The sequence below is a fragment of the Nocardia caishijiensis NBRC 108228 genome (assembly GCF_001612825.1).
In the GTDB taxonomy this organism is placed as follows: Bacteria; Actinomycetota; Actinomycetes; order Mycobacteriales; family Mycobacteriaceae; genus Nocardia; species Nocardia caishijiensis.
Genome location: NZ_BDBE01000040.1, coordinates 148042 through 173301, shown reverse-complemented (window position 1 = coordinate 173301; position 25260 = coordinate 148042). Strand labels below are relative to the sequence as shown.

Annotated in this window: 25 protein-coding genes and 2 pseudogenes; 14 read left to right on the top strand and 13 right to left on the bottom strand. The window is 68.7% G+C overall.

Going from position 1 to position 25260, the window contains the following annotated elements; translation table 11 throughout:
* Positions 1-5: 5 nt before the first annotated feature.
* Positions 6-665, bottom strand: coding sequence for a GAP family protein (locus tag NC7_RS23195; RefSeq protein WP_067986613.1), 660 nt, complete (start codon positions 663-665; stop codon positions 6-8).
* Between the two features lie 84 nt (positions 666-749).
* Complete coding sequence (locus NC7_RS23190) at positions 750-1124, bottom strand: SHOCT domain-containing protein (protein ID WP_067986611.1); 375 nt, start codon at positions 1122-1124, stop codon at positions 750-752.
* Positions 1125-1446: 322 nt separating this feature from the next.
* Here NC7_RS23190 and NC7_RS23185 point away from each other — a divergent pair, with 322 nt between their 5' ends.
* Positions 1447-2550: an AI-2E family transporter gene (locus tag NC7_RS23185; RefSeq protein ID WP_067986609.1), complete on the top strand. Its 1104-nt coding sequence runs from the start codon at positions 1447-1449 to the stop codon at positions 2548-2550.
* 549 nt (positions 2551-3099) lie between these two features.
* Here the strand turns inward: NC7_RS23185 and NC7_RS23180 are convergent.
* The 4 genes and pseudogenes from NC7_RS23180 to NC7_RS23165 form a co-directional block, all read right to left on the bottom strand.
* On the bottom strand, positions 3100-3408 hold the full coding sequence (locus NC7_RS23180) for a hypothetical protein (protein WP_067986607.1): 309 nt from the start codon (positions 3406-3408) through the stop codon (positions 3100-3102).
* Between the two features lie 115 nt (positions 3409-3523).
* A complete protein-coding gene (locus tag NC7_RS23175; RefSeq protein WP_067986605.1) occupies positions 3524-4375 on the bottom strand; it encodes an NAD(+)/NADH kinase in 852 nt (283 codons plus the stop codon).
* Complete coding sequence (locus NC7_RS23170; protein WP_067986602.1) at positions 4372-5316, bottom strand: SPFH domain-containing protein; 945 nt, start codon at positions 5314-5316, stop codon at positions 4372-4374. The genes NC7_RS23175 and NC7_RS23170 overlap by 4 nt, the downstream gene beginning before the upstream one ends.
* A 64-nt stretch (positions 5317-5380) precedes the next feature.
* Positions 5381-6136, bottom strand: a pseudogene (locus NC7_RS23165) (nitrate ABC transporter substrate-binding protein); the annotation flags it as partial.
* Positions 6137-6138: 2 nt separating this feature from the next.
* Here NC7_RS23165 and NC7_RS23160 point away from each other — a divergent pair.
* A pseudogene (locus NC7_RS23160) lies at positions 6139-6906 on the top strand (isopenicillin N synthase family dioxygenase); the annotation flags it as partial.
* 38 nt (positions 6907-6944) lie between these two features.
* On the opposite strand, the gene NC7_RS23155 reads toward NC7_RS23160, so the two are convergent.
* From NC7_RS23155 to NC7_RS23140, 4 genes are all read right to left on the bottom strand, one after another.
* A complete protein-coding gene (locus NC7_RS23155; RefSeq protein ID WP_067986598.1) occupies positions 6945-8978 on the bottom strand; it encodes an ATP-binding protein in 2034 nt (677 codons plus the stop codon).
* A gap of 37 nt (positions 8979-9015) precedes the next feature.
* On the bottom strand, positions 9016-10377 hold the full coding sequence (locus NC7_RS23150; RefSeq protein ID WP_236573630.1) for an FAD-dependent oxidoreductase: 1362 nt from the start codon (positions 10375-10377) through the stop codon (positions 9016-9018).
* Positions 10378-10488: 111 nt separating this feature from the next.
* Positions 10489-11322: an SDR family oxidoreductase gene (locus tag NC7_RS23145; RefSeq protein WP_067986594.1), complete on the bottom strand. Its 834-nt coding sequence runs from the start codon at positions 11320-11322 to the stop codon at positions 10489-10491.
* Between the two features lie 174 nt (positions 11323-11496).
* Positions 11497-11781 (bottom strand): hypothetical protein, encoded by a 285-nt coding sequence (locus NC7_RS23140; RefSeq protein WP_157102144.1) that lies wholly within the window; start codon positions 11779-11781, stop codon positions 11497-11499.
* Positions 11782-12022: 241 nt separating this feature from the next.
* Between NC7_RS23140 and NC7_RS23135 the strand changes: the two genes are divergently transcribed.
* From NC7_RS23135 to NC7_RS23125, 3 genes are all read left to right on the top strand, one after another.
* Positions 12023-12469, top strand: coding sequence for an NUDIX hydrolase (locus tag NC7_RS23135; protein ID WP_067986590.1), 447 nt, complete (start codon positions 12023-12025; stop codon positions 12467-12469).
* A 216-nt stretch (positions 12470-12685) separates the two neighbouring features.
* A complete protein-coding gene (locus tag NC7_RS23130) occupies positions 12686-13567 on the top strand; it encodes a hypothetical protein (protein ID WP_067986588.1) in 882 nt (293 codons plus the stop codon).
* Between the two features lie 70 nt (positions 13568-13637).
* The gene (locus NC7_RS23125; protein WP_067986586.1) at positions 13638-14255 is read left to right on the top strand and encodes a TetR/AcrR family transcriptional regulator; all 618 of its coding nucleotides are present in this window, start codon (positions 13638-13640) and stop codon (positions 14253-14255) included.
* 61 nt (positions 14256-14316) lie between these two features.
* Here NC7_RS23125 and NC7_RS23120 read toward each other — a convergent pair whose 3' ends face one another.
* Entirely contained in the window at positions 14317-14958 is a 642-nt protein-coding gene (locus NC7_RS23120; RefSeq protein WP_067986584.1) for a CoA transferase subunit B, read from the bottom strand.
* Positions 14955-15701: a CoA transferase subunit A gene (locus tag NC7_RS23115; RefSeq protein ID WP_067986707.1), complete on the bottom strand. Its 747-nt coding sequence runs from the start codon at positions 15699-15701 to the stop codon at positions 14955-14957. Before NC7_RS23115 ends, NC7_RS23120 begins: the two co-directional genes overlap by 4 nt.
* Before the next feature lie 243 nt (positions 15702-15944).
* On the opposite strand from NC7_RS23115, the gene NC7_RS23110 reads away from it, so the two are divergent.
* Together NC7_RS23110 and NC7_RS23105 are read left to right on the top strand one after the other, a co-directional pair.
* Positions 15945-16724 carry an IclR family transcriptional regulator domain-containing protein gene (locus NC7_RS23110; RefSeq protein ID WP_067986582.1) on the top strand — a complete coding sequence of 260 codons (780 nt, stop codon included), beginning with the start codon at positions 15945-15947 and terminating at the stop codon, positions 16722-16724.
* A gap of 19 nt (positions 16725-16743) precedes the next feature.
* On the top strand, positions 16744-17952 hold the full coding sequence (locus tag NC7_RS23105; RefSeq protein WP_067986580.1) for an acetyl-CoA C-acetyltransferase: 1209 nt from the start codon (positions 16744-16746) through the stop codon (positions 17950-17952).
* A 35-nt stretch (positions 17953-17987) separates the two neighbouring features.
* On the opposite strand, the gene NC7_RS23100 is transcribed toward NC7_RS23105, so the two are convergent.
* A complete protein-coding gene (locus tag NC7_RS23100) occupies positions 17988-18710 on the bottom strand; it encodes a helix-turn-helix domain-containing protein (RefSeq protein ID WP_067986578.1) in 723 nt (240 codons plus the stop codon).
* 412 nt (positions 18711-19122) lie between these two features.
* Here NC7_RS23100 and NC7_RS23095 point away from each other — a divergent pair, with 412 nt between their 5' ends.
* The 7 genes from NC7_RS23095 (at position 19123) to NC7_RS23065 (ending at position 25224) form a co-directional block, all read left to right on the top strand.
* On the top strand, positions 19123-20013 hold the full coding sequence (locus NC7_RS23095) for an NAD(P)-dependent oxidoreductase (RefSeq protein ID WP_067986576.1): 891 nt from the start codon (positions 19123-19125) through the stop codon (positions 20011-20013).
* Positions 20010-20414: a nuclear transport factor 2 family protein gene (locus NC7_RS23090; protein ID WP_067986574.1), complete on the top strand. Its 405-nt coding sequence runs from the start codon at positions 20010-20012 to the stop codon at positions 20412-20414. The genes NC7_RS23095 and NC7_RS23090 overlap by 4 nt, the downstream gene beginning before the upstream one ends.
* Complete coding sequence (locus NC7_RS23085; protein WP_067986571.1) at positions 20411-21487, top strand: maleylacetate reductase; 1077 nt, start codon at positions 20411-20413, stop codon at positions 21485-21487. Before NC7_RS23090 ends, NC7_RS23085 begins: the two co-directional genes overlap by 4 nt.
* Positions 21484-22368 (top strand): hydroxyquinol 1,2-dioxygenase, encoded by an 885-nt coding sequence (locus tag NC7_RS23080; protein ID WP_067986569.1) that lies wholly within the window; start codon positions 21484-21486, stop codon positions 22366-22368. The genes NC7_RS23085 and NC7_RS23080 overlap by 4 nt, the downstream gene beginning before the upstream one ends.
* A 164-nt stretch (positions 22369-22532) precedes the next feature.
* Positions 22533-23765, top strand: a complete 1233-nt coding sequence (locus NC7_RS23075; protein ID WP_067986567.1) for an MFS transporter — start codon at positions 22533-22535, stop codon at positions 23763-23765.
* A 44-nt stretch (positions 23766-23809) separates the two neighbouring features.
* Entirely contained in the window at positions 23810-24874 is a 1065-nt protein-coding gene (locus NC7_RS23070; protein ID WP_067986705.1) for a zinc-dependent alcohol dehydrogenase, read from the top strand.
* Positions 24871-25224: a lysophospholipid acyltransferase family protein gene (locus NC7_RS23065; protein ID WP_067986566.1), complete on the top strand. Its 354-nt coding sequence runs from the start codon at positions 24871-24873 to the stop codon at positions 25222-25224. Before NC7_RS23070 ends, NC7_RS23065 begins: the two co-directional genes overlap by 4 nt.
* Positions 25225-25260: the final 36 nt, after the last annotated feature.

The window sequence follows — 25260 nt, the reverse complement described above, 5'->3', positions numbered from 1 at the left end:
ACCCCTTACAATCCGCCCAGCCCTTTGCCGAGGACCACCGCGCCCATGATCAGCAGCACAATGGCCAGCACGGCATGGTTGTTGTCCTGCAACCACACCCGGAGGTGGTCGAGCGCCGGGCCGAGTCGCTCGGCCGCGAGGAGATAGCCCAGCACCACGGTCAGGACGGTGGCCGAGGCGAGCACCGTGAACACCACGATCGCCCCGATCGTGCCGCCGGTGCCGAGACCGGCGGCGCCGATCGCGACCCCCGCCGACACACACAACAGCAAGTTCTTCGGGTTCACGCCCGACAGGAGCGCGCCGAGTCCCGCCGCCTTCACCGGGGTGAGGGTGTCGATCGCCCGCATCCAGCCGGGCACCTCGGTGTCCGAGCGCGCCTGCCACTGTTTCACCGCCAAACCGACCAGCAGCAGCCCGAGCACGACCTTGATCCACGATGCCGCCGTCCCCGGCTCACTGTCGCCGGGGCTGTCGAGGGCACCGGCGAAGATCGTCACCACGCCGGTGACCAGGAGAATGCCGAGCACCCAGCCGGTGGCGAAACCGGTTGCCGCTCCACGCCCGCGCGCGGACAGAATCATCAGGATCGTCGCCACGACGGGGATCGGCGACAACGCGACACCGATGGCGAGGGGAAGCAGATCTCCGATTACCTGGCCCATAGCGCGACGGTAGACCCGCAGGTCGACGCCTCGCCTCACACGCGAGGGGTGAGATCGCGACGGCCGCCCGTCCCGGTCGGGAGATCAGGCGAGCGCTTTGGCCTTGAGCTGTTGGAATTCGCCCTCGGTGATGGCGCCCGAGTCCAGCAGCTTCTTCGCGTCCGCGATCTGGGCGGCGGAACTGGTGCCCGCGGTCTGCCGGATGTAGTCGTCGGTCGCCGCTTTGGCCTGCTGCTCGGCTTCGGCGGTGCGTTCGCCCATTCCGCCACCGCGCACGATGAGATACACCAGCCCGGTGATCAACGGGAAGATGAACAGGCACAGCACCCAGATCGCCTTCACCCAACCCGAGGTCTTCCGGTCCCGGAACAGGTCGGTCAGGATGGTGAAGATCAGCAGCAGGTACGCGATGAACGCGAAGCTCACCACGATGGCCCAGATGACATCCCAGAAATCCATGGTCGATCCCTCACTTTCGTGCGGTGTGTCCACCGGTCGGTGGCCACAACGGGTTTTCCGATGACCGCGCTGTCACCGTGGTCGCACCCGGCCGCCGACGTTGTGCACGACCACGACGTCGGGTTGCCAGGGCACGAGATCGTCGACTCGGCGACCTGCGCGTCCGAGAGGACTCGCGGTCCTTTCGCCATGTCCGGCCAATGCTAGAAAGCGCTCGTGCCCGTGAATTCACCCGGAACGGATGAATTCCGCCGGTCCGGCGCCATGCGATTCACCCTGAACGGGTGATCCGGAGCTGTGCGCGCGTGGTTAGCGTCGCCGCATGGACACCACGGGCACGGTCCGGCAGTTCCCCGGCGCGGCCGGTTGGTCGATTCCTCGCGGCCTCGTCGTGCTGTTGTCGATCGCCGCGATCATCATCTGCGTCGCGGGGCTCAAAGCCTTCGCCGGAGTCGTCGGTCCGACATTCCTGGCCTTGATGCTCACCATCGCGGTGCAACCGATCCAGACCCGCGTGCAGCAGCGTGGTGGCCCGGCCTGGCTCGGGATGCTGCTCGCCTTCGGCGCGGTGTTGCTCATCCTGGTGGGTTTCGGTGGGGCGCTTGTGCTTTCGGTCGCTCAGCTGGCCTCTCAATTGCCGCAGTACACCGGCCGTCTCGACGACCTGCTCGGCACGGTGCGCGGCTGGCTCGACGACGCCGGGCTCAGTCACGACCAGATCCAGAAGGCCTTGCAGGGCATCGATGTCGGCAAGCTCGTCGGGTTGCTCGACAACCTGCTCGGTGGGGTCGTCGGAGTGTTCTCGAATCTGTTCTTCGTGGTCGCGCTGTTGCTCTTCATGGCCGTCGACGGGATGACCATGCGTCCCCGGATGGCCGTGGTGGCCGCCGAACGGCCCGCCATCGCCCAGGCGCTCGGCAATTTCACCGCGGGCACCCGCAAATACCTGGTCGTGTCGACCGTCTTCGGCGCGATCGTCGCGGTGATCGACGGCGGTGCGCTGTGGCTCATGGGAGTGCCGCTGCCGGTGCTGTGGGCGCTGCTGTCGTTCATCACCAACTACATCCCGAACATCGGCTTCGTCATCGGCTTGGCCCCACCCGCCCTGCTGGCGCTGCTCGACAGCGGACCGGTCCTGATGGTGTGGGTGATCGTCGTGTACAGCGCGATCAACTTCGTCATCCAGTCGATCATCCAACCCAAATTCGTCGGTGACGCCGTAGGACTCAGCGTCACCATCACATTTCTGTCCCTGGTGTTCTGGGCCTGGGTACTCGGCGGCCTCGGCGCCATCCTCGCCGTCCCCCTGACCCTCTTGGTGAAAGCCCTCCTCCTCGACGTCGACCCCTCCACCCGCTGGGCGGACGTCCTGATCGGAGGCCCACTCCCGACGAAAAGGGACAAAGATGACGACCAACCCGGGTGAACCCAACCCGTTCGCCAGGGCACGGCCGTCGGGATCACGATGCTCGCGGCGATCCTGCTCCTGGTGGCGGGGATCATCAACCCCATCATCTGGGCCGTCGCCACTCGGCGGTCATACCGCATCTGAACATCAGGCCCGCTCGCCTGAAACGACGCCGAGCAGTCGTTCGATCTCCTCGTTCGGGTAGGGCGTGGTGCGGCTCGTCCGCTGGAACTCGAGCATGAACGCCGACATCGCGGCGGCGATCGGCGCGTAGCGGGTGATGATCGCCGCCTTTCCGCCGGGAGGTCGTGGTAGAACTGCGGCAGATCGAACAGATTCGCTGTCGACCGGACGTGCTCCGGCTGCCGTTCCAGATCGGTCAGAGGCACTCGCTTCACGAAAACCGGTGTCCCGGCCATGTCCAGCAGCGCCGCCTTTCCACCGATCCCGGTGCCGAGGGGCAAGGCCGCCTCGACGAGGTCGAGCAACGCGCGGTCGCTGTGGCGGGCCAGTGCTGTGGCGATCGTGTGGTGGGTGTGGAGGCGTTCCCTCTGCGACATCCGGGTGTCAGTCCCTTGCCTCGTCGTCCAGCCGTCTCCGTGCCTTGGTGGGATCGATGTAGAGACGAATACCCTTGTACACCACCGTATTCGGTGTGTCGTCGTCGTTGTCGGGGTCGCCGGAATCCGCCGGATCCGGCAGTTCCGCGCGTTCCTCGATCACCACCTGCGCCCGTGCCGCACCAGGATCGAACATCTCCTGGAACGGTCCGACGAACGATCCACCGAGTCCGAGATTCTTCGCCCGGACGGCCGCCCACCCGAACAATGCCAACGGACCGACGGTGGCGATCAACAGCAGCAAGTCCCCGCCCATCCCACGAGGGTAGCGACGCCGCGAGGAGCACCCCCGAGCTCGCGCCGAGAATCGGAACCGTGCTGCTCAGCCCATCGGCTGCGAGTTCGCTGTGTGCGAACCGATCCGGTGGGCGTCAACGCACGAGGCGCAGGCATGTGGTGGCGAGTCCCACGGTCAACCGCTGCCCCCAGCCGAGACGCAGAGCATCGTGCTCGATGCCGTCGCCGAAAGCCACCAGTCCGTCGGACTCCACGTCGACGGGCAACCCGTCGGCGGTGATCTCGCCTTCGGTGTGCGCGATCCCGGTGACCGGGGACGGCCAGGCTTCCCGCACGAACCACACGAGCCGACGTTCGGTCGGAGCGGGCAGGGACACAGTGCTTTTCCGTTCGCGGTGCACGGACAGACACCAACCTGTCGCACCCGTGCCGCTGCTCACGAGGATGCCCGAGGACGCCTGGCGCTCGTCGCGGAGGCGATAGCGGCTGGTCTGGTGGCTCGGATGGCCGAGGTAGATCTCGTTGAGCGCGCGCAGGGTCGCGCCGTCGTCCGTTCTCGCCTCGACCATCGTGCGCTCCTCGACCGTGTCGGTACTGCGCAGGAGTTCGGCCGCGTCGGTGGGGGAGTGCTCGGCGAGCACACCCGGTTCCGGGCCGATGCCGATCACGGGCTGGCCGTCGAGGTACTTGGCCACGTTCGCGACCAACCCGTCCTGCCCGACGATCACCACGATGTCCTCGGGGCCGAACAGGAACCGCGACAGGTCTTCTCGCTCGACCATGCCGCGACGCCAGTCCAGGGGAATCGCGGCACCGACCGCCCCGATCGCCGCCCGGGTCCGCCGGTCGCGCTCCGTCACTTCGTTGAGTGACCGGCCACGCGAGGCCAGGAAGAACTCCACCTGTCCGCGTGTGCCGTGCCGCGCCAGCAGTTCGGACAGCTCGGTTCGCCGATGTACCAGCACGATTCGGGGAGCCAGGCTCATCGGGTGAACCGTTGCAGGATCGGCGCGATCATGTCCGGGGTGAGGGTGAGGCTCCCGATTTCCGGCAGGTTGCCCGCGAGTTCCTTCGCCGCCAACGCGTAGAGCGTTTCCCTCGGGACATCCCGGTAGGCGTCCAGACGTGCCTTCTCGCCCGCGGCTCGAGCCTCGGCGAGCTTGCGGATCCCGTCGGCCTTGGCGTTGTCGGCGATCCGGCCCGCTCTGGCCTGGCTCTCGGCCTGCTCGAGCGCGTTCGCGCCACGCTGGACGAGCAGGAGCTCCTCGCGTTTCGCCAGCTCGATCTGGTTCTGCAGTTCGTTCTCGCTGATCGCGCGCTCCCGTTCGACGGCAAGCGCGCGCCGCTCGTAGGTCGCCCGGTCCGCTTCCTGCTGAACCTTTTCCCGGACGGTGGTCTGCAGCGCCTTCTCCATCGCCGCGTCCGGGCGGATCGCGACGACGCGAACATCGATGATCTCCAGCCCGATGTGCGCGGCGCTCACCCCGCGGGTGGCCTCCTTGACCTGGTCGACACCGGTGCGAATCGCGGTCTCGAGATCGAGGGTGGCGAGGATCCCGAGGGCGTGCTGCTGGGTGTTCTCGGTCAGCGTGTTCGCGATCTGGCTCAGCGGGTCCTGCCGCCAGGTTCCCGAGTCGGGGTCGATCGAGAAGTCGATTCGGGTCGTCGCGACGGCGGGATCGGTGCAGCGGTAGGTGACCGTCAGCTGGACCGTGACGTCCTGGTAGTCCCGCGTGCGGGCGTGGAAGAGCATCGGCAGCTCCCGGTCGTCCACCGGGACCTCGCTGAGCACCGCCGTGCCGGGTCGGAACCAGAAGCTCAGCCCCGTGCCGTCGTGCAGGACCTTGCCCTTGCGGACATGCCGGACGTGGATCGTCGGAGCTCCCCGCAGGTGCCGCAAACCGGGGTAGCTGGTGATATCGGCCATCGCCGCCTCCTCTGTTCTAGTCGTATAGACTATAACAGAGCCGGACCGCCGCCCCGGTGTGCGTCTACCGGACCTCGGTGCTGACGAATCGGTTGGTGTACAGCTCGTTCAGTGGCAGCGGACGGGGTAGGCGTGGCGCGCCGTCGGCTTCGAGAAGTGCGGCGATGTCGTCGCTGATCGGTTGGATCCTGGTCAGGTCGTAACTGCCGTACACGCCGTCGGGGCCGGGGGCGATCACCTCCTTGTCGGCTAGCAGGCGCGCCGAGTACGCGGCCTCGCCCTCGCTGTACGGGGTGAACGGCATGTCGCGGTCCACCCAATCCACGATGGTGGCGTTGACGGCGTCCGGGCCGGTCACGTAGTTCTTGCCGGTCCGCTGGATCCTCGGGACCACCTTGCTCAAACACGGCGCCAGGTCCTCGAGCGCGTCCGCGCGGACCGTGACGTTGGAGGCGTACGCGTCGTAACCGGCGTCCTTGACCATCGCGTAGGCCACCGGCTTGTTCCAGTGCGGTGTCTCGTGTTCATAGGTGTAGGGCTCGGAATTGGCGAAGCCCTGCTGGGCGATCGCGGGATCGCCGACGAACCGGGCCGGTGCGCCGTCGTAGCTGGTGTCGAGTTGCGACGATTTCAGCAGGCCCTTGGCGACGAGCCACTGCGGGAAGATCTGATCCTTGGAGACCACGACGGTGGGCATGGCCGGGTTGTACTGCAGCAGCGGGGTCACGCCGACGACGCGCTGTTCGGGTGCGGCCGCGATGAGCTGATCGCCGTGTACGAGGCCGAGGTGTATTCCGTTGTCGGTGTACATCTTCGAGGGGCGCCGAAGCCGCCCGTGCCGATGCCGCTCGCGAACTCGACACCGCCTGCGGCAGTGTCGGTTTCGTGCAGATCGTCGGACACGGCATCGATCCCTCGGTGGTCACCGGGTTGACCGACCCCGCCAACACCTGGCCGGAAATCGTTCCCGACTTCCGCACCGCGGTCGAGTCCTGGTTCGGTGCGGCCCGCACCGTGTCGCGGGCGCTGCTCGTCGCCTGCTGTGACGCTTTGGGTTTGGCGCCGGGACATTTCGACACCATGACCGATCACTTCATCGATGCGCTGAAAATGAACAACTACGCCCTCCCCGACGGCGAGATCGACGTCGCCGAGGAGCTGACCGGAATGGGCGCGCACACCGACTTCGGCATCCTGACGCCGACCAGGTGCCTGGCCTGCAAGTGCTCGATCAGGACGGCGAGTGGCACGATGTCCAGCGCCCGTCGACGGCGCCCTGCTGGTCAACCTGGGCGACGCGATGGCACGGTGGACCAACGGCCGCTGGCGTTCGACCGTCCACCGGGTGAACCCGCCAGTCGTCGAGGACGCATCCTGCGCCGCCGCTTCGCGGCGTTCTTCTTCGACGGCAACCACGACGCCGTCATCGAAACCCTGCCCGGCTGCGCACACCCCGACCGACCGGGTTACCCGCCGATCACCGTCGCCGACGACATCAACGCGAAACTGGCAGGCATGAAATCCGGCATCGCTCCGCAGGGCACCGCCGACCGGGAGGCCGCGCGCGTGCTCGCCGCGACCGGCGGGTGAGATTCACTCGGTGATGCCCCTGAACAACCGAGGCCCGATCACTCGGGGGCCGACGGTCGCGCACCGTAGAGCTCGCGTTCCCACAGTTCGGCCACCACCCGCTCGATTGCCTGGGTGAGGTGGCGCCGATAGGTCGAGAAAGGGAGCCCGAGCACTTCGGCCGCGCGCTCCTGGGTGGGGGCCGGTCGGAAGTAGGTGCGGTCGAGGACTCGGTGCAGTTTGGCGCCGCGGGGGTCGGCGCGCAGGGTCTCGACCACGTCGGTGATCAGATCGCGCAGGCCGTCACCGGACGCCGACCGTGCGCGCACGACCCGGGATCGGTGCAGCGGATTGCGGTCGAGGCGGCCACCGTTCTTCCATTCGCGCAGCGCCGCACGGACCGCGTCGGTGAATTCCTGGTGGGAGAGAACCAGTTCGGGCTCAGGCGGCTCGGGGCGGGGCAGCGGTGGACCGACGACACGGTCGTTGGTCAGCTCGAGCCAGGCCGCGATCCCGACCCGGCGCCAGTCGTGGGCATAGACCGCGTAGCGCCGCCCACCGACCGTGTAGGCGGTGGCATGGTGGAAGTCGATGTGGCGCATGAACGGTTCCCAGGACTCGGACTCCGCGAACGCGCCGATGAAGTCCCAGGCGGCGCCCCGCTGCGACAGCCACGCATGGGTGGAGAAGGCGGTCACCGTGTTCATCGTCGGCGACGGCAGCTGATCGGCCTCCGCGTCGACGAGGAAGCGTCCGGCGTACACCGGCTCGTCGGGCCTGGTCCGTCCGTAGCGGCAGGCGTGGTCCCACATGCCGCGGGTTCCCGGGTCCGCGGCGAGGTCGGCCTCGGTCGCCTCGTGCAGGGCCAGGCGGCAGAAGAACCCGATCGGGGTGCTGCCCGAGCCGCGCACGGCGACGAACCGATCGGGCTGACGGGCGAGCCAGAAGTCGACCAGCTCGGCCTGTTCGGGTCCCTGGTGGCGCTTCGTCATCGCCAGGACCGCTTCCCGGTCGGTCGGCCGGAACCGATCGGGGAAGGCGCGGCCGAAACTCGACCAGTCCCAGTAGCCCGAGATCGTCGGGTTGTGCCGGTGCAGGAACACCAGATCCGCGACCGACGGCGCGTCGTGTGCGGCACTGTCGAGCCGCCCGAGCAGATGCGCACGCACCCGCTGATGGATGTCGAGGTAGGAACTCGGATCACGCCAGCGCAGGTCGGCGTCGAGCACATCGCGGGCGATGTCGTGCGGAGCGAGCCCGAGCGGGCCCTGCTCGATGATCGCCAGCCCACGCAGCCACGCGAACACGTCGGCGCAGTCGGGTTCGCCGAGCGCGGCGCGCAGCAGCGCCTCGGTGGTGTGACGGACATGGGCGCACACTTCGAGCGCGGCCCGATGACGTGGGCCTGGAACGGAATCGACGAACCGTTCCAGCAGTGCTCGCACCGCGTCGGGTGCCTCGAGCAGGCTCGCGGGCAGCTGCGCCGAGGTCTGGCGCACGACGTCGACGAGCAACGACAGCGCCAGGGGATGACCGTGGGTGAGGGTGAGTATTCGTTCGTGGGCGTCCTCGGCGACACCGGCCGCGCACAGATAGGCGCGTGCGTCGTCGGGCGCGAGATTGCGCAGGGACAGCACCCGCAGCAGTTCCTGCCAGCCGGAATCGGCCGTCCAAGCCGCTGCCGGTTGGTTGCGTCCCGCGACGACGACGAGTGCGCGAGTGGGCAGGCCGGGTAGGAAGTCCGCGCGCAGCCAGTCCTCGATCGGGGTCAGGCGTTCGAAGGTGTCGACGAACAGGACGAATTCGTTGTCGCCCGGGTCGAGGGCGCGGTGGAACGTCTCGGGCGCCGGGTCCGAGGTACGACCGTCGATCCAGGCCGTTCGGACACCGGCGGTCTCGGCGATCTCTCGGAGTTCGGTGAGCAGCGCGGTTTTGCCGATGCCACCCGGACCGTGCAGGAACAGCACGGTGAAGGGTGGTTCCTCGGCGGCGAGCGCGGTGCGGAACAACTCCACTTCGCCGGTGCGACCGACGAACCGGCGCCGTCGGGCCGCGCGCAGCCGGTCGGCGACAGTGGGTGGCGGTGTCGTCATCGCCCTTGTGTATCAGTTCCGCCGCCGCGCGGGCGGATCATCGGGCGAGCGCGGCGGGGACCGGCTCGGTGGCGGTTCGGCGGCGGGGTCGGAACACGGTGCGCGCGAGGACATCCGGCCGCAGCAGCGCGGTCGGCGCGTCGACGAACGCCGACACCCGCAGGAACCGCGCGGCCACCACCGGATCGTGCTCGCCGACCGCGAGCAGCCGCCGGACGTACCGGTTCAGCAGTCGGACCCGCAGCGGGCGCGAGCCCTCGACCGACGGCTGCGTCAGGTCCTGGCCGACGGCGAGTTGCCAGGCGACCTCTACCGGCCGGGCCGCAGCCAGGAAGTAGCGGCGTTCGAGCTCGTCGCCGCCGGTGCGCAGTGACTCGCGCAGGGCCATCGCGGCGAGCGCAGTCACCGACATACCCTGGGCGTAGATCGGATTGAAGCCGCACAGCGCGTCGCCGAGCGCGATCAGTCCGCGCGGCAGGCGGGTCGACCGGTCGTAGCGGCGCCGACGATTGGCCTCGTAGCGGTAGGTGGCCACCGGTGTGAGCGGCTCCGCGCCCCGCAAGGCCACCACGACGTGGGGCGGAGCGAATCCGGTGACGGCGTCGACCATCGCCTCGAAAGTATTGCCGGGGTGATGATCTCGATAGCCCGTCGCGGTGAACACCCAGGTGTCGTCCTCGGTGGCCAGCAGCGCCATGCCGGTCGGTCGGTCGGGAGTCGGGCCGATGAGCACGATCTTCTCCGGTTCGGTGCCCGGCCGTAGCCGCAGTCGCGTGCTGGAATAGCCGACCTGCACGGCCACCGAGTCCTCGGCGGGTGCGTCGTATCCGAGCTCGGTGAGCCAGGCCGGGACCCGGGTGCCCCGGCCCATCGCGTCGACCACCAGGTCGGCGGCCAGGAATTCCTCGGCGCTGCCCGGTATCCGGGCGGTCACCCGCACTCCGGCGATGCGGCCGCCCGGCCGATCCGACACCAAGCCGACCACATCGCGGCCACCGGTGATCCGTACCGCCGCGGTCGCGGCGACCCGCTCCCGGATCCGGTCCTCCAGATGTGGCCGCGTCGGCAGGTAGGTGAGCACCCGCGGCTCGGCGGCCGCCGAGAGCCGGTGGCCCGCGATCGAGAAGTAGAACTCGGTGTAGTCGGCGATCACCTTCGTCCCGTGCGCGGCCAGCTCGGCGAGAAGCCCGGGAAACAGCGTCTCCAGCGCCTGCGACCCGCTGGGCAGCAACGCGTGGACATGGCGGGCCTGCGGCACGCCCCGGCGAAAACCGGGCCCGGACTCGAGCCCGTCCCGTTCCACCACGGTGACGCGGTCGAAGGACTCCGACAACACCCGCGCGGCGAGCAACCCGCCCAGACTCGCACCGAGCACGACCGCGTGTTCACCTCTGCGCACCACCGCGCACCTCCTGACATCTCGGCGACGGCGGTCAGCATGCGGCCCGGAAGTGCTCGGTCACCAGCCCATTTCACTGCTCGGTTCGATCACCCCGGCCAGGGACGGCGCTCACCGGAAATCGGTGATGTTCGCCTCGACCCAGTGCGCGAAGGTCCTGGCAGCCGATCCCGTCAGCTGTTCGACGGTGTCGTGGACCTCGAGCAGCGACTCCTCGACGTCACCGCCGGTCACGTCCAAGACGGCGTCGGCGGCGTCTTCGCCGAACACCGCGACCATGCCCGGACGTGCTCGATCCCGGGAGATCTCGATGAACTCGATATCCCGGTCGAGTGCCGCGGCGATGGTCGCCACCTGCTGCCGCGCACTGATCGGTGCCGGGCCGGTGAGGACGTACCGTCGCCCCCGATGGCCCGGCTCGGTCAGCGCGACCCGGGCGACCGAGGCGATGTCGGCGGGATGGATCGTCGGCAATGCGGTATCGGCGAAGGGCGCCGTCACCCGCTGCCCCGCTCTGATGGCGGACGCCCACATGAGCGCGTTGGAGGCGAATTGGGTCGGGCGCAGGATGGTCCAGTCCATGCCACTGGCCTCGAGCAACTTCTCGACCGCTGCCTTGTCGGCGGCGGGACCGAGATGGGGGTGGGTCTGCACGGTGATCGACGAGACCAGCACGACGTGCTCGACCCCGGCCCGGCGGGCGCGCTCGATGAGCTGTACGTCCGGTCCGAGTTGCGGCACCAGGAACATCGATCGCACCCCGTCCAGGGCGGCCGTGAATATGGAGATGTCGGTGAGATCGACCTCGGCCGTCTCGACTTCCGTGGGAAATCGCGCCGCGGCGGCGTCGCGGGTGAGGGCTCTGACCGGCCCGGCGCCCGACGTCGCCAACTCCCGCACCAACGAGCGTCCGATATTGCCGGTGGCACCCGTAACCAGAATCATGTGCTTGTCCTCGCGTGTGGTCGACTGGAAAGCCTCACGCTAAAACCTGAATCGAGGTCGAGGTCAAGCTCGATCGGCGGGTATCGCTCAGATGACGCCGAGGGGCGGCATGGCGTCCGTCTGATAGCTGCCCGGCATGCCGTAGTCGTCGGCGGTGGCCAGGCAGCGATGCGGTCATCGACGTGTGCGCGTACGGCTCCCGAAGAGGTTGCTCAGCTTCGACTTCCGGTTGTCCGTGCGAGAACGCAGGGCGGCATCGGCGAGGTCGGCGAGATCGTCGGCCAGTGCCCGGGCCTCCGCGGTCACGTCACGGCGGGCGCCGTCGGCGACCCGGCCGATCCCTCGCCCTCGGACACGCGCCGCTACCCGGGCTTCCTTGGCGAACTCGGTGACGGCGCGCACGTCCTGTCGCAGCTGCTCGCGCAAGCCGCTGACCGCATCTGAATAACGAGACCCCATCGTCCGTCCTGCCTGTCTTCATTTGAGTGAACACTTGTGCACTGATGTGTATCAGCTTATCCGCCGAACGCTGGTACCGGCAACCGGCGTGCCGGTGGCGACGCCCGCTCGAAAAAGGTCGCGTTCGCGCTGTTCTCGGTGTGGTTCGCCGCGCCACGGGGCAGCTCTGGGAGTACCGTGATCACCTGCGGCTGTGTCGAATCCGTCGACGGCAGGCGTCGGACGAAAGTCGGTGTGGCCCATGGTCTCTGCGTCGGAGTTGGAAGAGTTGGCCCGCCGGGCCGAAGTTGATGGAACCGCACCGAGAGTCGGCGCGATCATCGATCGCGCCGGACAGGTGCTGCTCCTCGAACGTCACGACAGTGGTCCCCGCAAGGCCCCGCTCAAACTTCCCGGCGCCACGGTGAAGCGCGGTGAATCCCTCGGGGAGGCCCTCGTGCGCGGCGTGCGCGAGGAGACCGGACTCGTCGTCACCGAGATCAGCCATCATGTCGGCGATTTCGACTACCTGTCGCCCGATGCGCGCCCCGTCCGTCGTCTCCATTTCGCGGTGACAGTCGCGGCGTTCGAACCCATCCACCTGTCCGCCCACGCCCGCTATGTCTGGGCCCCGCTCGACGGCGAGTTGGCGGTGACGTCCTCCATTCGCGCCATCCTCGGCGCTTACCGCAACCTCGCGGACCACTGACCGGCGGCTGGGTGACATCGGTGGGGTGGTGACCGGGTCCGGCGCTCCTTCGGTGTAAACGCAAAAATTTGTAGCGTTAATCACGCGCAATCCGTTGACAACGGGTCGGCCGTAACTGATCCTATGTTAACGCAACAAATACTTGCGTTTTCGATGCTCGGTTCGACGTCGTACGGACGTCGCCCCGGAGCAAGCACCCGAAAGGAACATCGGTCGATGCTGACCAGAAGAAGCTTCATCGCCAGTGCTGCCGGGGCCGCCGCAGCGGCTGTCTCCGTCGGAACGGGAATCGCCTTCGCCGATCCCGCTGCCCCGATCGCGGGGCCGGGACTGCGCACCTTCATCAATGGAACCGCTGTCGATCACGCGAAGATCGTCGAGTGGGAGCGGCGCAGGCTGTCGGTGGTGGCCGCGCGGTTGCGCAAGGACTACGTCGGGCTGCTGACCGGCGAGCTCGACTCGCTGCTCGCCCGCTTCGAAACCGTCGTCGGCGTCAACGACCTCGCCGCCGCCCGGGCGACCCTGGCGCAGGCCCGGGTGGTGATCGGACCCGACGGACTGCGAGAGCTGCTCGCCGGTGAACTCGTGGCGTCCGAAGCCGCCGCCCGCACGGCCATCGCCGCCTCCGGTGGTCGCTGGCAGTACGCGATCACCGAGATCGCCAGCGACCGGGGCACCGCGCAGGGCTTTCTGGACTGGTTCGATCGTGCCCGGGTGAACGACGACCGCGCGGTGTGGACCGACGCGTGCCCGGACCACTACATCATCGCCACCCTGCCCGACGGCCGCCAGGAGGTCATCGAGGTCACCGGCGGAGCCATGCTGGCCAGCCAGTTCTTCGTCGACTACACCGACACCGCCGGAGTGATGGTCCCGGCGGACCCGGCCTATCCGCTGACCGCCGCCGGGGTGGCGTCGCTGACCGACGGATTCGTGATCGGTGGAGTCCGCCACCAGTTCCGCGACGAGCCAGGCGGTGGCTTCCGCAGCCAGCTCAAGGTGGCCTTCCCGGCCTCGCTGCTGGGGCTGTACATCGCCGAACACCAGTGGCACCTCGGTGTCGAATTCGGCAACTGGATCGCGGCCTACCTGCGCTGACCGACCATCTCGGCCGGAGAGTGCGCCCGCCCATTGGGCTCGAGCCGGGTTGTCGAGTAGAACTTGGTCCATGGACCAGAGTGGAGCCGAGGGCAGCGCGTCGACCGAGGTGCCCCCCGGGCCGCGCAAGCGGACCGGGGGGCGTTCGGCGCGGGTGCGGAAGTCGGTGCTGACCGCGACGCTCGAACAGGTCACCGAGCACGGCATCGAGGGCCTGACCATCGGTGACGTCGCCGCCCGTGCCGGAGTCGCGGAAACGACGATCTACCGACGCTGGGGCACCCGCACGGCACTGATCGCCGACGCGGTCAGCGAACTGGCCGCCACCGGAAACCCCGCTCCCGACACCGGTGCACTCCGCACCGATCTGCGGGTGCTCGCCGAGCAGGTCGCGCACTTGATCTCGAATCCGGGGATCGCGCGGCTGGTCGGCACGACGATCGCGCTGTCCACCGACCCCGAGGTCGACGCGGCGCGACGCCGGTTCTGGAACGACCGTTTCGAGAAGAGTTCCCACATCATCACGAAAGCGATCGAACGCGGCGAGCTCGCCGCGCACGTGGACCCCCGTGAGGTACTCGAAACACTCTCGGCGCCCCTGTATTTCCGCATTCTCGTAGGCGAGAAGCCGATCGACGACGCCTTCATCGCGCGCTGCATCGACGACACGCTGACCCTGCACACGTGATCGCCACGCACTGTCGTGTCGGTGCCCTCGCCCCCTTCCCGAGGGCACCGACACGACGGTGTCATCGGGCCGACGCGACGGTGTAGTCGGCGCCGGTGGCCGCCCGGACCTCGGATTCACTGACACCCGGTGCCGTTTCGACCAGAGTCAGCCCCTGCGCGTCGACATCGAACACCGCCATGTCGGTGATGATGCGATGCACGCAGCGCATTCCGGTCAGCGGCAATGTGCACTGCTCGACGATCTTCGGTTCCCCGGCGCGCGAGCGGTGTTCCATCATCACGATGACCTTGTCGGCCCCGTGGACCAAGTCCATCGCCCCGCCCATGCCCTTCACCATCTTTCCCGGCACCATCCAGTTCGCGAGATCTCCGGTGGCGCTGACCTGCATGGCACCGAGCACGGCGACATCGACGCAGCCACCGCGGATCATCCCGAAGGACTGGGCGGAGTCGAAGTAGGAGGCACCCGGCAGCACGGTGATCGTCTCCTTGCCCGCGTTGATCAGTTCGGGATCGACGTCGTCCTCGGTGGGGTACGGGCCGACCCCGAGAACTCCGTTCTCCGAATGCAGCACGACGGTCACGTCCTCGGGCAGATGGTTCGGCACGAGCGTCGGCATGCCGATGCCGAGATTCACGTATTGGCCGTCGCGGAGCTCGGCCGCTACGCGTGCGGCGAGCTCGTGGCGTGTCCATGTCATGCCCGGACCGTCCTGTTCTCGATGCCGACCTCCACCTTGCCGACTCGCACCACACGCTGGACATGGATGCCCGGAGTGTGGACTTCGTCGGGGTCGAGCTCGCCAGGTTCCACCAGTGTCTCGACCTGCGCGATCGTGATCCGGCCCGCGGTCGCGGCGGGTGGGTTGAAGTTGCGGGCGGTACGCCGGTACACGAGGTTGCCGTGTCGGTCGCCCTTCCAGGCGTGGACCAGGGCGAAGTCGGTGACGATCGCGTGCTCGAGCACGTAGGGCACGCCGTCGAAGACGCGGGTCTCCTTCGGCGGGCTCGCGAGCGCGATCCCACCGGCTCCGTCGTAGCGCAGCGGGAGGCCACCGTCGGCGACCTGGGTGCCGACGCCCGCCGGTGTGTAGAAGGCCGGGATCCCCGCGCCACCGGCCCGCATCCGCTCGGCGAGCGTTCCCTGTGGGGTGAGCTCCACTTCCAGTTCGCCAGCGAGGAACTGGCGCGCGAACTCCGCGTTCGACCCGACGTAGGAGCTGGTGGTGCGCCGAATGCGCTTGGCTTCCAGCAGGATTCCCAAGCCGAAGCCCGAAGTCCCGCAGTTGTTGCTCACGACCTCGAGGTCGGTCGCACCGTGCGCGAGTACGGCTTCGATGAGTACCTGGGGTACGCCGACCAGGCCGAACCCGCCGACGGCGAACGACGCGCCGTCGAAAACATCGGCGACGGCCTCGGCGGCCGTCGGAATGACTTTGTCCAACACTCCTACGATGCTAGCGGGTGTGTTCGTATTACGCACCTGTGTTCGCATAGCGAACAATTGCGATCGACGGCGACTTTGTCCTAGGGTGTTCGACAGACGAACATGCGTTCGCGATGTGAACGCCCTTCTTGGTATGGGCCGTCGACAGTCGCGGCATAGCCTCGGGGCCGGTCCGGTGATCCGACGTGCGCCGCGGGGCGCACGGCACCGGACCGACCAGGAGAAGGAGCTACCGCAGCCATGACAGAACCCTCGCCGGACCACGTGCAGTCCCTCGGGCGCGGCTTGGCCGTGATCCGATCCTTCGACGCCGAGCACCCTCGCCGCACCCTCAGCGAGGTCGCCCAGGCCACCGACCTGACGCGCGCCACCGCGCGGCGATTCCTGCTCACCCTGGTCGAACTCGGCTACATGCGCACCGACGGCGCGCGGTTCTGGCTCACGCCCCGCGTGCTCGAGCTCGGCTACAGCTTCCTGTCCAGCCTGAGCCTGCCCGACCTGGCCGGACCGCACCTGGAGGCGTTGGCCGAGAAGGTCCGCGAGTCGACGTCGGTCTCGATCCTCGACGGCGCCGACATCGTCTACGTCGCCCGGGTGCCCGTGAGCCGCATCATGACCGTCTCGATCAATATCGGCACCCGGTTTCCCGCCTTCGCCACGTCGATGGGCCGGGTGCTGCTGGCCGACCTCGACGCCGCAGCATTGTCGGAGTACCTGGCATCGATCGAACTGACCTCGCTCACCGACGCCACCATCACCACTGAGCGGCAACTGCGCTCCGAACTGGCACGGGTGCGCGCCGACGGCTTCTGCCTCGTCGACCAGGAACTCGAGGAAGGCCTGCGCTCGATGGCCGCACCCATTCGTGACCAGCACGGCACCGCCGTCGCGGCGGTGAACATCTCGACCCACGCCGCCCGCTATCCGCTGCGCGAAGTCCACGACCGTCTGATCCCCGCCCTGCTCGAGACCAGTGCCGCGATCGAGCACGACCTGTCCCGGATCCGATCCAACACCTGACGTCCACAAGGAATGAGCCATGCCCGAAGCTGTCATCTGCGAACCCCTGCGCACCCCGGTGGGCCGATTCGGCGGGGTGTTCAAGGACATCCCACCCCAGCGACTCGCCGCGACGGTGATCACCGAACTGATCGCGCGCACCGGGCTCTCCGCAGGGGCGATCGACGACGTCGTCCTCGGACAGTCCGCACCCAACGGTGAGGCACCGGCGATCGGCCGCGTCGCCGCCCTCGACGCGGGCCTCGGTGTCGAGGTGCCCGGTGTCCAGGTGGACCGTCGCTGCGGTTCGGGTCTGCAGGCCGTGCTGCAGGCCTGCATGCAGGTGCGAACCGGGGGCAGTGATCTCGTGCTGGCGGGCGGGGTGGAGTCCATGAGCCGAACCGAGTTCTACACCGAGGACATCCGCTGGGGGGTGCGCGGCGACGGCCCGGTGCTGCACGATCGTCTCGCCCGCGCGCGGATCACCGCGGGCGGCGAGAACTTCCCCGTCGACGGCGGCATGATCGAAACCGCGGAGAACCTGCGCGCCCGCTACCGCATCAGCCGCGCCGACCAGGACGCTCTCGCCGTCCGATCGCACCAGCTGGCCGTCGCCGCGCAACGCGACGGGCGCTTCGCCGACGAGATGGTGCCGGTGGCCGTGCCGCAGCGCACCGGCGAGTCGCTGTCGGTGCGCGTCGACGAGCATCCACGGGCCGACACCGACCTCGCCTCGCTGTCGCGGTTGCGTCCGATCCGGGCGAAGCTGGATCCCGAATCGACGGTGACAGCGGGCAATTCCAGTGGTCAGAACGACGGTGCCGCGCTCTGCGTCGTGACGACACCTCGGCGGGCGCAGGAGCTCGGCCTGCGTCCCCTCGCGCGTCTGGTCTCCTGGTCGCTCGCCGGTGTCGCACCCGCGACCATGGGTCTGGGGCCGGTCCCCGCCACCGAGAAGGCGCTGGCCCGTGTAGGACTCACGCTCGACGACATGGATGTCATCGAGCTCAACGAAGCCTTCGCCGCGCAGGCGCTTGCCGTCTTGCGAACGTGGAAGGTCGAACCCGACGATCCGCGCGTCAACCCCAACGGCTCCGGGATCTCCCTCGGTCACCCCGTCGGCGCCACCGGTGCCCGCATCCTGGCCACACTGTCGCGCGAACTGTCACGCCGCGAAGCCCGGTACGGCCTCGAAACGATGTGCATCGGTGGGGGACAGGGGCTGGCGGCCGTCTTCGAACGCCTCTGAACCGCACCGGGTCCGGCCGCGCGACGCCGCGTGGTTCAGGCGTCGCCGCCGGACCTGCCGGTTCCTGGCCGGAGCGCACCGGCCCCGAGGAGATCCAGTGCGTCCACGGCATTGCTCACCCGCACCGGTGACCCGGTGCCGATCTCGCCGAGTTGCGCGGCGACCCAGGCCCGGCTCGGCCCCGTCTCGTGGCGGCCCGTCACGAACCACACGCCGCGCGCGGGCTGGTCGGATCGGTTGACGTACATGTGCGGACGGGTGGAGTCGAAGCACAGCGAGTCACCCGCGGTGATCGTGTGCTTGTCGAAGTCGAGGAGCAGGGTGAGTTCTCCGGTGAACAGGTAGGCGTACTCGGTTCCGGAGTGGCGCATGGGCATTCGGTCCACCGAGCTGGCCGCACCGGGCTCGTAGGTCACCAGCAGGGCGTCCACTCCGGCGTCCGGATCGATCGCCAGTCGTTCCCAGCGCACCCCGTTGGCCATCTCTAGCACCGGGTTGTCGGTGCCGCGCTGCACCACGCCGACGGGAGCGGCGGCGGGTTCGACGGCGCGGGCGTGCCCGATGCCGAGCAATTCGTCGAGGGAGACCTCGAGATGGCTGACCAGGGCGTAGAGGGCGCTCACCGAGGGCTGGGATTTGCTGTTCTCGATCTGGGACAGCTGGCTGGCGGAGATTCCCGCTGCCGCCGCCACCGCGCGCAGACTCCACCCCCGCTGCAGGCGTGCCTGCTTCAAGGCGGGCCCGATCCTGTCCTGCATCAGCGCTCCTCTGCCCGGTTTGCCACGGATTTCAACATCAGTGAACACTACTTGTTCGCTTCTGATGAACGTTACTCCGCGTCTGGTCCGCGCTCGCCCAGCTTGTGACGCGCACCGTGCTCATTGCCTGGTGGCACGCGATTTCTGATGAGTTTTCGGCAATTCCACGTCTAGTGGCGAAGGGGTGGTCACCTTCCTCCGATTGGTGGATCTGTTGAGTTGTGGTTGACATCACCCGCTCAATGTTCAATGATACTGAACACATCGGCCGGGGTGTTCACCCCGCTTCCCGTCATCGAGGACGAAGGAGACTCGTGTATCTCTCGACTACGCGACGCAGCCAGACCTGTCCGCCGCCACCGAACGCGGCCGCTCACCATCTGCGGGCGGGGACCACGGTGCGGGGTCGGTCGTGCTGATCGGATTCGCCGGTCTCGGCCGCATGGGCACGCCGATGGCCGCACATCTCGCCGCGGCCGGGCACACCGTCCTCGCCTACGATCCCGCCACCGCGCAGGCGCCGGAATCGGTGACGCTCGTCGACACCCCGCAGGCGTTGGCGGCGACCGACCTGTCGATCAGCATGCTGCCCGACGGGGCGGTCACCCGTGCCGTGATCCTGGAGGGTCTGAGCGCGGTGGTGCCCGGCCACCTGCACATCGTCATGGGCACCGTCGGCCCGGAGGTCGTGCGTGAACTCGCCGCGCTCTCCTGGCTCGAGGTGATCGACGCGCCGGTGTCCGGCAGTGTGTCGATGGCCGAGGCCGCGACCATCACGACCATGGTCGGCGCCACTCTCACACAGTTCGAGCTCGCCCGGCCGGTCCTGGCGGCGATGACCGCCGCCCAGTTCCATGCCGGTCCGGTCGGTTCGGGGTCGACGGCCAAGCTCGCGGTCAACACGGTACTGGCGGGATTGAGTCAAGCTGTGGCAGAGGGACTTCTGCTCGCCGAAGCCGGTGCGCTGGATCCGGCCACCTTCTACGGGATCCTGGCCGACAGCGCGGCGGGCGCGCCGTACGTCGGCTACAAGCGGCAGGCCTACCTGGCACCCCACACCACCCCGGTCGCCGCCCCGGTCTCGCTCATCCGCAAGGACCTGGGACTCGCCCTGGAACTGGCACACCGCCACAGCCTGACCCTGCCCGGCGCCGAAGCCGCGCTCACCGTTCTCGACGACGCCGTCGCCGACGGGTTGGCCCAGGCCGACATGGCCGAGGTCCTCACCGCGCTGCGCCGCCGAAACGCCACGGCGCTCACCGAGATCGTTTCCCCCGCACCGCAGACAGGAGCACTCTCATGACCGGCGACACGCTCGCTACCGCCGAGATCGAATCGACCATCCGGGCACTCGAGAACGCACGCTACGCCGCGGTGTCGGCCGGTGATGTCGAAGCCTTCGCCGCTACCGCGCACCCCGAGTTGCTCTACACCCACTCCAACGGCGAGGTCGACACCCTCGACAGCTACCTCGACAAGCTCCGTCGCGGCCACTACGTCTATCACCGCATCGACCACCCGGTCCATCGCATCGTCGTGGCGGGGGAGACGGTGGTGGTGGCGGGGGAGATGCACGCCGACATCACCGCGGGCGGGGTCCGCAAGCGATTGGCCAACCGCGCCCAGGCCATCTGGGTGCGTGAGGACCAGTGCTGGTTGCTGCTGGCCTACGCGCCCACCGTGATCCCGGGGGAGTCGCGATGACCATGTTCACCTACGACGGTCTGCCCGGTCGGGTCGTCTTCGGCGCGGGTGTGGCCCGCGAAAGGCTGCTCGGCGAGGTGGATCTGCTCGGCGCGCGGCGCGTTCTTGTCATCGCCGGTGACACCGAGAGCGAGATCGCGACCCGGCTGTGCGCTCCGTTCGCCGACCGGGTCGCCGCGACCTTCACCCAGGTCAGGCCACACGTCCCGGTCGAGGTCGCCGAACTCGCCCGCAAGGCCTCGTCGGAGGCCGACGCCGATCTGGTGCTGTCGGTGGGCGGCGGATCGACCACGGGCACCGCCAAAGCCGTCGCCCTCACGACCGGATTGCCGGTGCTCGCCGTCCCGACCACCTACGCGGGGTCGGAGGTCACGCCCGTGTGGGGGATGACCGATCGCGGGCGCAAGACCACCGGCACCGATCGTCGGGTGCTCCCCAAAACCGTTGTCTACGACGCGGAATTGACGGTCACCCTGCCGGTCGACCTCTCGGTCGCCAGCGGTCTCAATGCCGTTGCGCACTGTGTGGAAGCCTTCTGGGCGCCGCGCCGGAGCCCCGTCGCCAGCGCGATGGCCGAAGACGGCATCCGCCACCTCGTCGCCGGTCTGACCACCGTCACCGGCGATCCGACCGGTCCGGTCGGCCGAGGTGAACTGTTGCTCGGCGCCTATCTCGCGGGTTCGGCCTTCGCCGTGGCGGGTTCGGGTCTGCACCACAAGATCTGTCACGTCCTCGGCGGAGCCTTCGATCTGCCGCACGCGCAGACCCACGCGATCGTCTTGCCCCACGTCCTGGCCTACAACGCGCCCCACGCCACCGAGGCCTGCGCGCGGATCGCCCGGGCGCTCGGCCGCACGGATATCGTCACCGCCCTGCGCGAACTCGGTGCCGGGCTCGGCGTTCCGCCGGACCTACGGGCGCTCGGCCTGAACGAATCCGACATCGACACCGTGCTCGCGGAGATCGTCGCCATCGCCCCGCCCGACAATCCGACGCCGGTGACGGAGGAAGGGCTGCGCACCATCCTGCACGCCGCCTGGGCGGGCACCGACCCGATGGGGCCGACACCGTGAACACCGACCACACCGCGCTCACCGACCGGGAGCACGCCGTCACCACCGAGGTGCTCGACAGTTTCGAGGCCACGCCCGACCCACGGCTGCGCGAGGTGATGCGGAGTCTTGTCCGGCATCTGCACGCGTTCGCCCGCGACATCCGGCTCACCCAGGACGAGTGGGACGCCGGGATCGAATTCCTCACCCGCGCGGGGCATATCACCGACAGCAAGCGGCAGGAGTTCATCCTGCTCTCCGATGTTCTCGGGTTGTCCGTGTTGACCGTCGCCATCAACGAACCCGACGCGGCCGGTGCCACCGAGTCGACGGTGTTCGGCCCGTTCTTCGTCGCCGACGCCCCCGAGATACCGCTGGGCGGCGATATCGCCCAGGGTGCCGGTGGAGTGCCGTGCCACGTCTCCGGACAGGTCCGCTCGGTGACGGGCGAGCCCGTCGAGGGCGCCCGCATCGAGGTGTGGGAGGCCGACGACGACGGCTTCTACGACGTGCAGTACCCCGACGACCGCACCGCGGGACGGGGCTGGTTGCGTTCCGGGGCGCACGGCGGATACCGGTTCTGGTCGGTGCTGCCCGCGCCCTATCCCATCCCGCACGACGGCCCGGTCGGTGACCTGTTGGCCGCGACCGCCCGAGGCCCGATGCGTCCGGCGCATCTGCACTTCCTGGTCACCGCACCGGGCTTCCGGCCACTGATCACCCACATCTTCCTCGCCGGGGACCCCTACCTCGACCGCGACGCCGTATTCGGTGTGAAACCGGGCCTCGTCGTAGAACCGGCGCACCACACCGACACCGCCGCCCCCGACGGGTCCCACCCGGAGGGCAGCTGGGCCGCCATCACTTTCGACGTGGTGCTGGCACCCGACGATCGCCGCTGACCGGTACGTCGGCATCAATCATCCGGCGGTCGGTACACCCCGGACACACACGACCGGACCATTCGGTTCCGGCCAGGACGGTACAGCCACGGCTCGGTACCGGACGCACCCTTGATCACCGCTGCCCGGGCACGTCCCCAGCAGCTCACACTGGAGGTACAACGATGCGACGGACACGTTGGATCGTGCTCGGCGGGTGTTTTCTCGCCTACCTGTTCGATGCCCTGGAGATCGTCCTGTTGTCCATGGCGCTACCGAGCATCCGCACCGACATGAGTCTGACGATCACCCAGGGCGGCCTGCTCGCCACCGCCACCCTGGTCGGTATCGGCGTCAGCAGCGTGCTCGGCGGCTACATCGCCGACAACTTCGGGCGGAAGAAGGCGCTGCTCGCATCGTTGGCCACCTTCGGTGCCTTCACGGCCGCGATCGCGGTGGTCCCGAGCTTCGAAGTCTTTCTGCTGCTGCGGTTCCTGGCCGGGATCGGGCTCGGCGCGGTGTGGAGCGTGGTCTCGGCGTATGTGGTGGAGACCTGGCCGGAGCAGCATCGTGGCCGCGCCGCGGCATTCGTCATCAGCGCCTTCCCCGCCGGTGGCGCGATGGCCGCGACGATCTCCGGCTGGTTCCTGCCGGATTGGCGCCTGATGTTCCTGGTCGCGGGCACCGCGGTGGTGCTGCCCCTCGCCATCGTGGCGATCTTCTTCGCGGAATCCGCCAGCTGGGCGGCCGAAAAAGCGGAGGGCGCGGGTGAGGTCGTCTCCGTCCGCGACGTCCTCGGCTCGTCGCTGCGCCGCCGCACCCTGCTCGGTACCGCGATGGCGGCACTGGCGCTGTTCGGGTACTGGGGCGCGATGACGTGGCTGCCCACGTACCTGACCACCGAGCGCGGACTCGCCTCCACCTCCGTCGCGCTCTTCGTCACCATGGTGAACGTCGGTATGTTCCTCGGCTACAACGGATTCGGATTCTTGGCCGACCACATCGGCAGACACCGCACGATCGTCATCACGCTGGTCGGGGTGGCGCTGACGCTGCCGATCTACGCGCTCACCACCCAGGAGACCGCCCTGTTGTGGATGGGCCCGCTGTTCGGCGCGTTCACCGCCTTCTTCGGCCTGTTCGGTTCCTACCTCGGCGAGCTGTATCCGACCAGGGCGCGCGCCACCGGTGCCGGGTTCTGCTTCAACGTCGGACGCGGTGTCTCGGCGCTGGCCCCGTTCGCCCTCGCGGGGCTGGCCGCCGGTATCGGCTTCCAGGGCGGGCTCATCGTGTGCGCGGGCTTCTTCGGCCTCGCGGCCGTGGTCGCCCTGCTGCTGCCCCGGAGCAGTACCACCGCCGATGCCGTTGTCTCCCCGCCCCTTTCCGATCCACGCGACGGCGCGGCCGCGACCGTGTGATCGCCGCCGTCCTGTTCCCCCTTCCGACCAAGAAAGACGCTGCCGTGCCATCGACCATGCGAGCCGCCCTCTACCACGGTCCCCGCGACATCCGGATCGACGACGTCGCCGTCCCGATTCCCGCGCCGGGCGAGGTCCTGGTCCGAGTGCTGCGCTCGGGTATCTGTGGGACCGACGCGGGCGAATGGACCACCGGGCCGAAAGTCTTTCCGGTGCACCATCGCCACCCGCTCAGCGGGCACCTCGGCCCGATCATCCCCGGGCACGAGTTCGTCGGCGAGATCGCGGAAGCCGCAGGCGATTCCGATTACCGTGCGGGCGAGATCGTCGCCAGCGGGGCGGGCATCTGGTGCGGTGCGTGCCGTCGTTGCTTCGAGGGCCGCCCCAACAAATGCGTGGCCTACCGCACGCTCGGCCTCAACGTGCACGGCGGGATGGCCGAATACGTCGCGGTTCCGGCCAAGACCTTGCGCCGGGTACCCACCGGTCTCGCGATCGATCACGCCGCGCTGGCTCAGCCGCTGGCCGTCGGTATTCACGCAGCGCGTCGTGCCGGAACGCAAGCGCGGGACCGTGTCGTCGTCATCGGGGCGGGGGCGATCGGCTCGTTCGTCCTGGCCGGGCTGCGCTACCTGTGCGATGTCGACATCACCGTCGTCGACATCGCACAGGCCCGCCTCGACCGCGCCGAACGCCTCGGCGCCGACCGCACCCTGATCGCGTCCGACTCGCTGGTCGGCGATATCGCTGATGTCCTCGACGGCCATCGTCCCGACGTCGTCATCGAGGCCAGCGGCGCACCGGGGCAACTGGCGGCGGCCCTGGCGATGGTCGCCGACGGTGGCCGCGTCGAAGCCGTCGGCATCCCCGAGCGCAAACCCGAGCTCGACCTGCACTCGATGATCTTCCGCGAGATCACGCTCGAAACCACCCTGGCCCACGTCTGCGACACCGACTTGCCCGCCGCGCTGCGAATCCTGGCCGCCGAGCCCCAGCTCGGTGTCGAATTCGCCGAGCCCGCGGTGGGATTGGCCGAGCTCGGCCCGTCGCTGGACCGGCTCTCGGCGGGCGGGGTCGAGGGAAAGATCCTCGTCGACCCGGCAGCATGACACCCCGCGTCGACCGCCGTGGAGAGAGCCGGTCGGTCAGGCGCGGCGTCGACGTCGGCCGGAGGCCGCATTTCCTCGCCGAACGGGAAGTGTTCGAGGGGTTCCCGGGCGTGGTGATGCGGGCCGTCGAGCAGATCCCGGTCGATCGCGCGAGCGATCCGGGCGAAGCCTTCCGGGCGGCGTCGGCGGCCCTGCGGTCAGGGCGGGTGGTCGTGATCATGCCCGAGGGCACCATCACGCGCGACCCCGCCGGAATGCCCGGACCGATGAAGACCGGCGCCGCCCGCCTCGCGAAGGCCAACCCAGGCGTTCCCGTCGTCCCGACGACGACATCACCGTCGGAGCGTTGACCTCGATGATCGCCGAGCGGTTGGCCGCTGGCGTGG

Excerpts from the sequence above, each read along its gene's own strand:
- NC7_RS23175 (WP_067986605.1), bottom strand. The coding sequence starts at position 4,375 with ATGAGCCTGGCTCCCCGAATCGTGCTGGTACATCGGCGAACCGAGCTG.
- NC7_RS23075 (WP_067986567.1), top strand. The coding sequence starts at position 22,533 with ATGCGACGGACACGTTGGATCGTGCTCGGCGGGTGTTTTCTCGCCTAC.
- NC7_RS23135 (WP_067986590.1), top strand. The coding sequence starts at position 12,023 with ATGGTCTCTGCGTCGGAGTTGGAAGAGTTGGCCCGCCGGGCCGAAGTT.
- NC7_RS23100 (WP_067986578.1), bottom strand. The coding sequence starts at position 18,710 with ATGCAGGACAGGATCGGGCCCGCCTTGAAGCAGGCACGCCTGCAGCGG.
- NC7_RS23190 (WP_067986611.1), bottom strand. The coding sequence starts at position 1,124 with ATGGATTTCTGGGATGTCATCTGGGCCATCGTGGTGAGCTTCGCGTTC.
- NC7_RS23145 (WP_067986594.1), bottom strand. The coding sequence starts at position 11,322 with ATGATTCTGGTTACGGGTGCCACCGGCAATATCGGACGCTCGTTGGTG.
- NC7_RS23085 (WP_067986571.1), top strand. The coding sequence starts at position 20,411 with ATGACCATGTTCACCTACGACGGTCTGCCCGGTCGGGTCGTCTTCGGC.
- NC7_RS23110 (WP_067986582.1), top strand. The coding sequence starts at position 15,945 with ATGACAGAACCCTCGCCGGACCACGTGCAGTCCCTCGGGCGCGGCTTG.
- NC7_RS23195 (WP_067986613.1), bottom strand. The coding sequence starts at position 665 with ATGGGCCAGGTAATCGGAGATCTGCTTCCCCTCGCCATCGGTGTCGCG.
- NC7_RS23130 (WP_067986588.1), top strand. The coding sequence starts at position 12,686 with ATGCTGACCAGAAGAAGCTTCATCGCCAGTGCTGCCGGGGCCGCCGCA.
- NC7_RS23140 (WP_157102144.1), bottom strand. The coding sequence starts at position 11,781 with ATGGGGTCTCGTTATTCAGATGCGGTCAGCGGCTTGCGCGAGCAGCTG.
- NC7_RS23105 (WP_067986580.1), top strand. The coding sequence starts at position 16,744 with ATGCCCGAAGCTGTCATCTGCGAACCCCTGCGCACCCCGGTGGGCCGA.
- NC7_RS23185 (WP_067986609.1), top strand. The coding sequence starts at position 1,447 with ATGGACACCACGGGCACGGTCCGGCAGTTCCCCGGCGCGGCCGGTTGG.
- NC7_RS23120 (WP_067986584.1), bottom strand. The coding sequence starts at position 14,958 with ATGACATGGACACGCCACGAGCTCGCCGCACGCGTAGCGGCCGAGCTC.
- NC7_RS23065 (WP_067986566.1), top strand. The coding sequence starts at position 24,871 with ATGACACCCCGCGTCGACCGCCGTGGAGAGAGCCGGTCGGTCAGGCGC.
- NC7_RS23125 (WP_067986586.1), top strand. The coding sequence starts at position 13,638 with ATGGACCAGAGTGGAGCCGAGGGCAGCGCGTCGACCGAGGTGCCCCCC.
- NC7_RS23090 (WP_067986574.1), top strand. The coding sequence starts at position 20,010 with ATGACCGGCGACACGCTCGCTACCGCCGAGATCGAATCGACCATCCGG.
- NC7_RS23155 (WP_067986598.1), bottom strand. The coding sequence starts at position 8,978 with ATGACGACACCGCCACCCACTGTCGCCGACCGGCTGCGCGCGGCCCGA.
- NC7_RS23180 (WP_067986607.1), bottom strand. The coding sequence starts at position 3,408 with ATGGGCGGGGACTTGCTGCTGTTGATCGCCACCGTCGGTCCGTTGGCA.
- NC7_RS23170 (WP_067986602.1), bottom strand. The coding sequence starts at position 5,316 with ATGGCCGATATCACCAGCTACCCCGGTTTGCGGCACCTGCGGGGAGCT.